Here is an 11504-nt window from a genome sequence, read left to right as displayed (position 1 = left end):
TCAGCCCTTTTGCACGAGTTGCGAGGAAACATACAGCCCGGGTTCGATAATCGGGCGGTGGACCACCGATCCCGCCCCGACCGTGACCTCGGAACAGATCGACACATTGGGCAGCACCATGCAGCCCGCCCCGATGAACACCGTGTCGGCGACCCGGATCGCCCCCCGGATGCGATTGCGGTAGCAATCAAAGCCGTGGGTCCAGAATTGCGTGCCGACACCGCCCGCCACGACATCGGCGCCGAACGACACGCTGTCGTTCAAGTCGACAAAGGCGCGGAGCGTGAGTTGCGAACGCGGGCCGAGATCGAGGACTTCGTCGCCGGTCTGCAATGGTCCGCCCCATGTGCCGCCAATGAAGTTGGAATTCAGGATGAAGGCGTCTTCCGCCAGTCGCAGCGTTCGGATGCCCTGCGCCCGGTTCAGCATGCGGATTCGGGAACCCGCAGCCATGTCCAGCTGGTCGAGCACCAGCATGTTGAACATGCCGATCCGGGCACCACGCATCGTTACCTTGCGTGCCACCAGGACCGTGAAGGGCGCGATCCGTGACTCAGCGTCGATGTCGTATTTCAGAAGCGTTCGATAGAGGAGCCGGCGGATCGCGAAAAATGGCAGCATGGCCACCAGGATCGCAACGAGAAGCCGCCCACGCTGTGTTCGATGCATAGGTTGAAATCCGAGCCTACATCGCCACGCCGAACTGAACCTGCAAGATGATGCGTGGTCGCTCGGTCGGGGCTGTGCCCTTGTGGTAGATGATGGTGTCTTCGAAAAAGCAGCTGCCCGCCGGGCCCGTGATAACGCACGGTTCGCCAAATTGCCGGGCCGACCGGTCATCGAGCTGGCGATTGAAGAACCGGTACATGTGCCGCGATCGGTGGCTGGCCGGCAAGATGGCATGCGGTCCGGTGGCGGCATCGACATCGTTGAGATAACAGAAAAGTTTCAGAAACTTGAAATCGTCGACGTCATAGTGCCATCCGAAATCCTTGTTCCGTGCCGTGGCCGTGCCGGGAAAGGTGATCCAGACCTGACTGTTGAGGAACTTGCAGCAGGCCCCGAGATAGGCCCTGGCGACCGGCTCGATAGCGCTCGCGATCAGCGCCTGCAGCGCTGGTGAACGGGAATGCATCTCGAAATTGCTGTAGATCGTGCCGGTGCCGGTGCCGTCGGCGTCGAGGCGATCGAGGTCGAAAAGGCGTTGGTCCGAACGGTCGTGACGATTGACGAAGGAAACGCCGTCCAGATCGGCGCGAATCGCGCGCAGTTGCGCGTCCGGAAGAATGAACGTGCCGCTATACCCTTCGGCCTCGATCCGTCGGACGATCGCATTGACCGTGTCGCCAAACGCATCTAGGTGGCGGTCGCTTGCCTCCCAGTCGGGACCGTAGTTCCGCCGCGGCAGCGGAGTACGGGCCATGAGGCGCATCTTCTTGTAGTGCCAGTCGGTGCCGGAATTCAGCAGTTCGGTAAAGGGCTCGAGCTGTCGCATGATGTCACCTCCTCTGGCGGAAATCGAAGCGGATGTGCCCGGCGAAGACGCGCGCTCGTACCGCGCGGAATGACGGGGTCATTCCGCGGAATGAGCACGGGTGCCGTGCAGTCCCTGATGCCGAAACACAAGCAGCAGTAGCAATTGGCCCAGCGATGCCGCTGCCATTGCGAATGCAACCGTCAGCATTGTCGGAGCATGGACAAAGATCAGAAACAGGGCAAATCCCAGAGCAGGCACTCCGCTTGCTACCATGATGAGATGTACGCGCCCCCCCCGCGAGAGATCGAGCTCGGTCAGCGCTGCGAAGCACCAGGCGGTGACTTGCAGGCCGATCATTGCCGTAACCGCGAACCGGAGGTGCGGAATGTGCAGGCCGGCCCATTGGTTCGCCCAGGGGGCTGCAAGTGCGGCGAAGAAGCCAAGCGCGACGGCGGGGATCAGCATCTGCAGATATGCGCGAAGGATACCAGGCGAGAGACCGGTGCCATCGGATACGAAGATCCCGCGGCTGACCATGACGATCGCGGCGCGATGGGAGAGCTGCACGATCGAGAAGATGCGCATCCAGAAGGCAAAGGATGTCGCTTCGTCGGTGTCGAAGGTCGACAAGCCATAGATACGCGCGATTTGCGCGACCGCGATGCTGCTGGCGGCGGCTACCAGGATCGGCCAGCCCCAGCTTAGCGCCTGCATCGCGAAGGCCACGCCGTCGCGGCCCGGACGCAGCCGGGTGGTGCGCCACAGCAGCACCGGCACCGCGAGAACCACCAGGAACGTCGAGCAGAAGAAGGCCAGAACGCGCAGGTCGATCGCGGTGCCTGCCGGCAACAGAAGCGCGGTGCCCCCGATCAGCCACGAGCAGAGTGAAATGAGAATCCCGGCAAGCGGCCGTTCGTGAATGACGAGGAGCTGTGTCGCCACGCCGATGATGGCGAGCGCGATCCCGCGCAGCACGCCGAGGGGCAGGTCATTGTGCCCCGATCCCGACAGCCAGGCGGTCTGCGTCAGCGCGAGCGTCGCGGCGAACAAGACAAGCTGTACCGCGAGCACGACGAGGGTGGCGCGGGCGGTCAGCAAAGTCGTGGTCGCCGCGTCGCGTTCGCGGCCGAAGCGGTAGAGGATATAGCTTCTCAGCCCGCCGTCCGCGAAGGTGGCGACAATCACGCTGACCGAAATGATGTATTCGACGCGCACGAACACGTCCGGACCACCGCCGAATTGCAGCATCAGGAATGGCATTCCGAAGGCCGCCAATCGGTCGGCATAGGAAATGGCCAGTGCGGTGAGCATCGAACGCGACTTCATCGCCGGACGTCCTTTTTGATCGATCGGCGCGTGGTCACTGCACCTCCAGATCACGACCGATATAGGCCATGGCGGTGATCCAGTAGATTCGCGTCAGAAACGCCTCCTCGTCGGGTGCGAACTCGGTCATTGCGAGGAAACGGCTGACGAATGGCTGCGCGTTCAGCTGACGGATCACGGATTGCGCACCGCGCTGCAGGTCGCGTTCCAAGATCGTCCGGATCTTGCGTCCGACGACACCCGAATAAAGCAGGTGCAGCGTGTTAGAGACCGCTTTCGCACGCAACATCAGGGCCTCGGGGAGTTCGGCACGGAACGCCTCGCGCAGCAGGACCTTGTTCACCGGAGTCTTCTTGCGGTCAAACGTGCCCTGACCTTCGATATAGCGTGTCGCCTGCGCCATGGGCAGGCCCGACGACATGCGTGCGAGCGCGATGTCGTAAAAGGGAAGCGCGACATTCGTCCCGTTCAATCGGCCAACATCCTGCAGATACCGCATGTCGTCGGTGTATTGCGTGCGCCATTTGGCCGCGACAATCAGATTGTAGAGGTGGCGCTTATTCTTTGCTGCGGCGCTTTCCACCTCGACGCTCGCTGCGAAGCGCTGGGCGCTGGCATCGTCGACGCCCAGCGCGCGCCAACGCGCCTGGTCGACATGGAACAGGAAGCGTTGAAGATAGCGGTCGAGGTCGGGCGCCATTGCCGCGCGGCTCAGGCCGCGGCGCCAGCGCGGTGCGGCGTTATAATTTTTGGGTTGCGGAACGATCGCACTGAAAGCGGTGGTCAATGCCCGCGCCGCGCTGCGGGTGGCGACATTGTGCTGAAGCGGGAGCAGTGCGAATGCAAGCCGGTCGGCATTGTTCAGGTCCGGTGTGTGCAATCGCGTATCCTGCCCGGCAAAATAGACGCTGTCGGGTGAATGGCCCAGATTGCCGTAGATATATCGTCCAAGATAGGGGACGTTCATTGCGAGGAGATCGTCCTCAAAGCTCGCGAAATTATCCTCGTCATCAGGGTCGACTTCGATGATTTCCATCGGGACGCTGGTAGCCTTGGCCAACTGTGCGGCATAGCTGGTTTCGTCCTGTGTTGTGCCCTTCACTCTGCAGGACACTGCGCGCAGCCGCGCCGGTTCGACCAGTTCGCGAAGCGCGCACAGCATGACCGATGAATCGATGCCACCCGAAAGGAGCACGATGTTGTCCGGACCGGCGCGCCGTGCGTGCGCGGCAAGAATGGCCTCGCGTAGCCGACGCACATTGGTCGGTTGATCGTCGTCATTCTCTTGGGTGGCGAGCGCCAGGTCAAATTGACGCAAGAGCGTCGGCGCCCGCGCCGACTCGAACTGGAGGGCAGTGCCGATCGCGATTTCCGAAATGTCCGCGCGCAACGTGTCGCCATCAAGGAAGTGATCGAGGACGAGGATGGTTTGCGCGGCGCGGCGCGACAGTGTCCCCGGCGCGGCGCGGCGCTGGGCGACTTCGTTCTGTACCGTGCCGACCAACACCTGCGTAGCGTCGACGGTAAGATACAGCGTCTTTGCGCCGGGTACGTCGCGTAGTGCGAACGCCCGACCGGTCGAGCTGTGCAGCGCAAGCACGGCGAAATGTCCGCCGAACAACGATTCGTACAGGGCCCGGTCGAGCCGCGGTGCCCCGGTCTCCGCGAGCGTGTCGATAAGCCGCGCCGCGTCGCGTTCGATCGTATCGCGGTGCTGATGGCTGACCGTTGCGTCAATGGCGACCTGCCAGCCATCCCGTACGATCAGAATGTCGGTCGAGGCGGTTGCGACCAGCGTAGGAGCTTGGCCGGGGCTATGCGGAAGGGAAAGCAGCATCGGGCTCTCTTGCGGATAAGGGGTCAGGGGGAAGCATCAGCGCGACGGTTCGTGCAGCGCCCGGAACATGGCCTCGGCCGTGGCCCAGTCCTCAGGCGTATCGATGTCTTGAACGCGGGCGCGCGGCAGTGTCACCGCCGAGGCGGATGGACCCAGCAGCGGATTGCCCGAAAACCAGGCGTTCCGCGTACCCCAGTAGAACTGCCCGGCGTCGTGCCAGGCCGGTTCCAGATCCTGCGACCGCACCAGCATATTTTCCGCGACGATCATCTCCAGCCTCCCGTCGCGGTTGACGCGTAGCGCACGCTGGATAGGGGCGGGATAGCTGGCGACCGAGACGGCGAAATCGCTGCCGCTTTCCCGCAGCAGCGTCAGTCCGCGTTCTAGATCCGTGGCGCGCACAAAGGGCGCGGTGGCGTACAGGCAGCAGATCGCCCCCAGCGAACGGGCTCCCCCCGCCTGCGCTTCGAGCTGTTCGATCGCATGGCAAACCACGGGCACCGTTGGGGTGAAGTCGTCTGCCAAGGCCGGTGGGCGCAGGAACGGTATCTCGGCACCGGCTTCGCGCGCGACATCGGCGATTTCGGCATCATCGGTCGAAACGATCACCCGGTCGAAACAGCCGCTTTCGATCGCGGCTGCGATCGACCAAACAATCATCGGCCGACCGCAAAAGTCGAGCAGGTTCTTGCGCGGGATGCGCTTGCTGCCGCCACGTGCAGGGATTACCGCAACGTTCACGCAGCCAGCGCCTCGGCGAGTTGGGCGACTACGTAATCCTGCTCTTCCTCGGTCAGGTCGGGATACATTGGCAGCGATATGGCGCGGGCGTAATAGTCCTCGGCGTTGGCGAACACGCTGTCAGCATGGCCATGGGCACGATACCAGGGCTGGGTATGCACCGGGATATAATGAACGTTCACGCCGATCCCGGCCGCGCGAAGCGCCGCGAACACCGCGCTTCGGCGCGATGCGTCGTCGAGCTGCACGATGTAGAGATGCAGTCCCGAATAGTGATGGGTTGCCTGTGTCTGCAACCGAACCGGAAGCGATGCCAGCAACGCGTCGTAGCGCTTGGCAAGCGCGTGCCGTCGCGCAATGAACGGCTCGAGCCGCGCCATCTGCGATATGCCGAGTGCTGCCTGCACTTCGGTCATACGATAATTATACCCCAGCGCGATCTGCTGATAATACCAGGGCCCGTCCGACAGGCCCTCCATCTCTGCGGGCTCGCGGGTGACGCCATGCGAACGGAACAGTTCCATCGCCCGTGCCAAGGCCCGGTCGTTGGTGGTGGCAAGCCCCCCCTCGGCAGTAGTCACGATCTTGACCGGGTGGAAGCTGAAGACCGTGACGTCACTGTATTGGCAACTGCCGATCGGCGTATCGCGAAAGCTGCCGCCAATGGCATGCGACGCATCTTCGATCACGCGAATGCCGTGCGTTCGAGCCAACCCGGCGATCACGTCCATTTCGCACGAAAGTCCGCCCATGTGCACGGGGATGATCACCTTCGGGAGCCGCCCCGCCGCCTTTGCCTGCACGAGCTTGCGCTCAAGCGCCAACGGGCACAGGTTCAAGGTCGTCGGATCGATGTCGACAAAGTCGATATCGGCGCCGCAATAGGCCCCCGCATTCGCCGAAGCGACAAACGTGATCGGTGACGTCCAGAGCAGGTCGCCAGGCTTGACGCCCAGGGCGAGGCAGGCGATGTGCAGCGCTGAGGTGGCCGAATTGACTGCGACGGCATGCGCTGCGCCGACGCGGTCAGCCACGCACGTTTCGAAGCGCGGTACCATCGGCCCTTGCGTGAGAAAATCCGAACGAAGCACGTCCACGACCGCATCGACATCGGCTGTGGAGATGTTCTGCCGGCCATACGGGATCATCAGATCGCCCCGATCTTGCTACGATGGGTTTCAATCCACTGGGCGAGCTGCTCGTCGGTCATCCACTCGCTGTTGCTGTCGCTGATGTAGACGAAGCTTTCGTCGACCTTGCGTCCGTTTTGAATGCGCTTCTCGTCCGATGACCAGTCATTGATCGCGGGGAGAATCTTGAAATGCGCGTCATATTCATAGGTGAACGGAGCATCCTCGACGCCGATCATCTGTTCGTGCAGCTTCTCCCCGGGACGGATGCCGACCACATGCTGCTCGGCTTCGGGTGCGACCACACGCGCGATGTCGGTGACCTTCATCGACGGGATTTTCTTAACGTAGATTTCGCCGCCGACCATGTCGTCGAACGCGTGCCAGACAAGTTCGACACCTTGTTCGAGGCTGATCATGAAGCGAGTCATGCGCGGATCGGTGATCGGCAGGCGACCGCTGTCGCGGATCGACATGAAGAACGGAATTACCGATCCGCGTGATCCCATAACGTTGCCGTAGCGTACGACCGCGAAGCAGGTGCCATGTTCGCCGGAATAGGCATTGCCGGCAACGAACAGCTTGTCCGACGCCAGTTTCGATGCACCGTACAGGTTAACGGGACTGGATGCCTTGTCGGTGGACAAGGCCACGACTTTTTTGACGCCCTTGTCGATTGCGGCGTCGATGACGTTCATCGCGCCGTTAACGTTGGTCTTGATGCATTCGAACGGGTTGTATTCAGCAGTCGGGACGATCTTGGTGGCGGCCGCATGCACGACGTAATCGACGCCGTCGAGCGCCCGATATAGCCGTTCGCGATCGCGGACGTCGCCGATGAAGAAGCGGACGCGTGGATCATTCTCGAAACGCTTCGCCATTTCCCACTGTTTCATTTCGTCGCGGGAGAAAATGATGACCTTGTGAGGGTTGTAGCGCTCGAGTGTCATCGGAACGAAAGTGTTTCCGAACGATCCGGTGCCGCCAGTTACAAGTATCGTCGAGTTGGAATCCATGAAGTTCTCCGGAATTCTGCTTTCAAGATTTATATGCGACAATTAAGCTCTATCTTTATAAAGGTCGGTTTATCTTGATCCGAACCCAGTCAGCATCGTGTGAATTGTTCGCCCGACGATAATCAAGTCGATCCAAGGTGAAAAATTCTTGATATAATAAAAGTCGAAGTTCAGCTTTTCGCGAACCTGCTCGATGTCTGCGACATGTCCTTGGTGGACCTGCGCCCAGCCCGTGATCCCCGGACGCACAATGTGGCGATATCGATAAAACGGAATTTCATTTTCATACCAGCGCGACAGTATCTCGGCTTCGGGGCGGGGGCCGATCCAACTCATTTCGCCCTTAAGCACATTGAAGAGTTGCGGAAGCTCGTCAATGCGCGAGCGTCGCAGGAAACGACCGAGGCGGGTGACCCGATGGTCGGCGTCCTTGGTCATGGCGGCATCGCGTTGCGCGAACACATCGGTATCCTTGTCGCGCGCAATCGTCATGGTGCGAAATTTGAAAACCTTGAAGGGGCACCCCTGATATCCAAGGCGTGTCTGCCGAAAAAACGCCGGGCCGGGCGAGTCCAGTTTGATGAGGATGGCGATCAGGCAAAAAGCCGGCGCCATCGTGATCACCGTCAGCAAGGCAAGAACCCAGTCAAGGACCTGCTTGATCCCCATATACGTTTGCAGCGGCGTCAGTGTCCCGAAATTATTCTCCGACAGATGCTTTATTTCTACCTTTCCGGTGAGGGACTCCCGGAGGTGAAGTTCATGATATACCGGTATCCCCCGCAGGGCATAATTGGCGAGCTGTCGCTCCCATTCATCCGAGATGTCATAGGAAAGATCGACGCTGATCGCGTCGAAATCGTCTACCGGCGCGTTCGGATGGTCGAGTATTTTCCACTCAACACTGGGAACCTCGACCAGCTTGTAGTCGCCCTGTGGGATCAGGCCGATTTTGAGACGCGTCTGACGACGGGCGGAAATATAGAGCCCAAAATAAACAAATATATTGATCACGAACGTGCCGACCAACATGAGTCGGCTATACGGCAGCCTCGTCATGATCAGGGCAATCATGATAAACGAATAAGATATTAAAAAACAAGGAGCTATATAGTAAAATCTGTCTACACCAGGATATTTTCCGAGTGTGCTGACAAGGTATACCGCAGCTAGCGATGCTAATATGCAAAGGCATATTGTTACCAAGAACTTGTCGTTGCTGATTGCTCCCGGCGAGGCGAGCAGCGAGAATGTGTAGCTGTATAGAACGGTTACTGTAGCCAGTATCATCGATACATAGCGATTGTAACTCAATGCGCCTCGCCGCTTTACTGAATAAACTGCCATGGCTTCCTGGCCGATTGTGAATTGCTGCGCGTTTAGGAGAAATCAGGCAAGGCTGCCCATGTCGGTGACGCTCCTATATGGTCGATAGCGATTGACGTAAACACCTTCGTAGCAAGAACAGGATTTCGGTTGCCCGTGGTCGCGTCCGTCAACGTGGTGTAATTTCGGCGGTGGCCATGGGTCATCGTCTGGCGGCCTTGGCGGTGATGTGCAGGGGCTGATTTTCCTCCTCGATCATTGATTGGTTGAGTTCGGCCATGCCCTCGATCTGCATGTAGCGGTGCTGGAGTTGCCATTCGTCGTTCTGCTCGAGCAGGACGAGGCGGACGATGCTGTCTTCGTTGGGGAAGATGCCGACGACATCGGCGCGGCGCTTAACCTCCTTGTTCAGCCGCCCGAGGGGATTGGTCGAGTGTAACTTCGTGCGGTGCTGGATGGCTACAAGCTTGACGTCGACAGCGTCCGCGACCTTCTTCCAGTTCTGATCACTCGTCCAAGCTGGCAGGCCATCCCGCCTCGTCAGTGCGAGACAGAACCGATCGCCCAGGCTCAAGCCCGCTTGTGCTGTCGTGCCACGAAGCCGACCAGCGATTTGAGCGAGCGCCTTGTCCGCGGGGACGATGGTCATCGGGAGCGGATCCAGCATGGCGTCAACCTCTCGCTCCGGCATACCGGCATGGATGAAGTGCGTAACGACTTCAGCGTAGTTCACACTGCTAACCCGGGCCTCGGCAATGGCGGCTGCTACCTTGGCAGCGCCACGCTTGCCTCGAAGCATGGCGATTATGGCACTTGCGTCCAGTACGATGCTCACTCCCCGCTCTCCTCCCGGCGTCGCGCCAGGAATGCTTCCACCGACGCATCGGGATTGTCGCCGGTATACTGCCTGGCCAAGGCTCGAGCCACAGCCTGCTTGGCTGTCCGCAACACGACGCCATCTTCGGTCTCGTCCAGATACACCGCTCTGCCGCCTGTGAGCACTACAGATCAACATAACCGCAAATGGGCGCATGAGCCTGCCAGCTGACATTCGCAAGCGCCTGGGCGCCGGCATATTCGGATGGTACGAAGGGTGCACGCCCACGCCATGACCCGGTGACGATGCTAAAGGTGCAGATGCTTGCGGCGTAGAAAAATGTCAGCGACGCGCGGACGGAGTATCTGATCCGGGACCGCCTGAGTTGGCTGCGCTTCCTCGATGGCGACCTTGGCGCCGCAAAGTCCAATGCCAACCCGATCCGCACTCGAAAGCTATTCGCCGATTTCAACCGTCAGTGGGAGAAATGAGGCTACCTGAATAAATTTAGACTTCAGCTGTTCAAATCCCGCAGGCATCCTATGGCTAGACGCACGCGTTCGGATGCCTCGACATGAGCGGTTTCGAGGTCTTTGCGCGCGCTGACAATTTGCTTTTGCGATCGACCCTCTGCAGCGCGCTGACGGTAAAATGCCTGCACTTTTTCAAAAGCACGCATCTGAACGTCCGATAATGCGCCACTTTGCCGCAACTTATCCGACATGGTTTGCAGCGCGATATCGCAAAGCAGCGCTTGGTCTTGGGGAACGCCCCCCGCCTTGGCGCTAGTCTCGCCGATCGACAGCAGCTGAGCAATCCGCTTATCTTGCTCTCCATAGACGCGCCGCTTGTCTTGGTTCGCATGGTTGCCAGCTAGATCACCTTGGCCGGAACAGGCCGTAATCATCAGGATTGCCGGCAAGCATAAACGGGATGCAGAGTTCATGGACATGACCCCTATAGCAGTTTGAAAAGCGCGCCAAGACAACACGCTGCGATTAACACGTCTGCCGAGACGATCAGCTTTGCCGCGTGATATTCAGGATGAGAAAGGGGCAAGGGCGATGCCATCAGGTCATCGAAAACCCGCATATTATAAAGGCTTCGCCGCCGTTCAGGATGAGGCCGATAGGACGTCCTTGATTGCCCAGCGGGCGTGGATTGCGCATGCAAAGCCATCAGCAAGAGCGATCAAAATACTCGGCGGCGGGTAAGCCGATAATCATGCCTTTGTCGACAAAAGCCGTGATGATGCTTATTCGGCAACGCCATGTCGAATATTTCACCTATCCAACTGATCCGCCCCAAGCGTTACGGGGATGGTTTACCGAGGTCCATTCGGTTCCCGCCTTTGCTATGATGGGAATAGCCTGTGTCTTCGTGCAGGATAACCACTCCTATTCGGCGCCTGCTTTCACCCTGCGGGGACTACATTTCCAAACGCCCGACCGAGGACAGGACAAACTGGTCCGCTGCATCCACGGGCGGATTTATGATGTTGCGGTGGACGTGCGGCGCGGATCACCGACCTATGGCCAGTGGGTGGGGGGGGCGCTATCGGTAGAAAATGGCCTTCAGCTGTTTATCCCGATCGGTTTCGCGCATGGCTTCGTCACGCTCGAACCCGATTGTGAAGTAACCTACAAATGTTCGGACACCTACGCACCACAGCATGACGGTGGCATCCGTTGGGACAGCGTCGGCATCGACTGGCCAACCCCGGAAGGCATTACGCCTGAATTGAGCGAAAAGGACAAGGTTCAGCCGACGCTAGCCGAGTTTGATAGCCCTTTCGGCTACGACGGCGTTCCGTTAACCCCGCTTTCCTAAGGAA

Annotated in this window: 11 protein-coding genes and 1 pseudogene; 1 reads left to right on the top strand and 11 read right to left on the bottom strand. The window is 59.7% G+C overall.

The annotated features are described in order from the left end of the window. From EV664_RS14875 to EV664_RS14825, 11 genes and pseudogenes are all read right to left on the bottom strand, one after another. A complete protein-coding gene (locus EV664_RS14875) occupies window positions 1-621 on the bottom strand; it encodes an acyltransferase (protein WP_229668375.1) in 621 nt (206 codons plus the stop codon). Window positions 622-685: 64 nt separating this feature from the next. Further along, complete coding sequence (locus tag EV664_RS19305; protein ID WP_162848871.1) at window positions 686-1495, bottom strand: phytanoyl-CoA dioxygenase family protein; 810 nt, start codon at window positions 1493-1495, stop codon at window positions 686-688. Window positions 1496-1573: 78 nt separating this feature from the next. Then, window positions 1574-2803 (bottom strand): hypothetical protein, encoded by a 1230-nt coding sequence (locus tag EV664_RS14870; RefSeq protein ID WP_133496519.1) that lies wholly within the window; start codon window positions 2801-2803, stop codon window positions 1574-1576. A 34-nt stretch (window positions 2804-2837) separates the two neighbouring features. Further along, window positions 2838-4640, bottom strand: a complete 1803-nt coding sequence (locus EV664_RS14865) for an asparagine synthase-related protein (protein ID WP_133496518.1) — start codon at window positions 4638-4640, stop codon at window positions 2838-2840. A 36-nt stretch (window positions 4641-4676) separates the two neighbouring features. After that, window positions 4677-5381, bottom strand: coding sequence for a pseudaminic acid cytidylyltransferase (gene pseF, locus EV664_RS14860; RefSeq protein WP_133496517.1), 705 nt, complete (start codon window positions 5379-5381; stop codon window positions 4677-4679). Continuing rightward, window positions 5378-6529 (bottom strand): UDP-4-amino-4,6-dideoxy-N-acetyl-beta-L-altrosamine transaminase, encoded by a 1152-nt coding sequence (pseC, locus tag EV664_RS14855; protein WP_133496516.1) that lies wholly within the window; start codon window positions 6527-6529, stop codon window positions 5378-5380. The genes pseF and pseC overlap by 4 nt, the downstream gene beginning before the upstream one ends. Further along, window positions 6529-7527, bottom strand: a complete 999-nt coding sequence (pseB, locus tag EV664_RS14850; RefSeq protein WP_133496515.1) for a UDP-N-acetylglucosamine 4,6-dehydratase (inverting) — start codon at window positions 7525-7527, stop codon at window positions 6529-6531. The genes pseC and pseB overlap by 1 nt, the downstream gene beginning before the upstream one ends. Before the next feature lie 69 nt (window positions 7528-7596). Then, window positions 7597-8601, bottom strand: a complete 1005-nt coding sequence (locus EV664_RS14845; RefSeq protein WP_162848870.1) for a sugar transferase — start codon at window positions 8599-8601, stop codon at window positions 7597-7599. Between the two features lie 454 nt (window positions 8602-9055). After that, on the bottom strand, window positions 9056-9688 hold the full coding sequence (locus EV664_RS19800) for a type II toxin-antitoxin system VapC family toxin (protein WP_133496513.1): 633 nt from the start codon (window positions 9686-9688) through the stop codon (window positions 9056-9058). Then, a pseudogene (locus tag EV664_RS19730) lies at window positions 9685-9852 on the bottom strand (AbrB family transcriptional regulator); the annotation flags it as partial. The gene EV664_RS19800 and the pseudogene EV664_RS19730, both read right to left, overlap by 4 nt. 332 nt (window positions 9853-10184) lie before the next feature. After that, window positions 10185-10616 carry a hypothetical protein gene (locus tag EV664_RS14825; RefSeq protein ID WP_133496511.1) on the bottom strand — a complete coding sequence of 144 codons (432 nt, stop codon included), beginning with the start codon at window positions 10614-10616 and terminating at the stop codon, window positions 10185-10187. Window positions 10617-10837: 221 nt separating this feature from the next. Here EV664_RS14825 and rfbC point away from each other — a divergent pair, with 221 nt between their 5' ends. Beyond that, window positions 10838-11500 (top strand): dTDP-4-dehydrorhamnose 3,5-epimerase, encoded by a 663-nt coding sequence (gene rfbC, locus EV664_RS14820; RefSeq protein ID WP_229668371.1) that lies wholly within the window; start codon window positions 10838-10840, stop codon window positions 11498-11500. Window positions 11501-11504 lie beyond the last annotated feature (4 nt).

This window comes from Stakelama pacifica (genome assembly GCF_004361835.1).
In the GTDB taxonomy this organism is placed as follows: domain Bacteria; phylum Pseudomonadota; class Alphaproteobacteria; order Sphingomonadales; family Sphingomonadaceae; genus Sphingomonas; species Sphingomonas pacifica.
The sequence above is the reverse complement of the archived record's forward strand: the minus strand, read 5'-3'. Positions and strand labels throughout refer to the sequence as shown.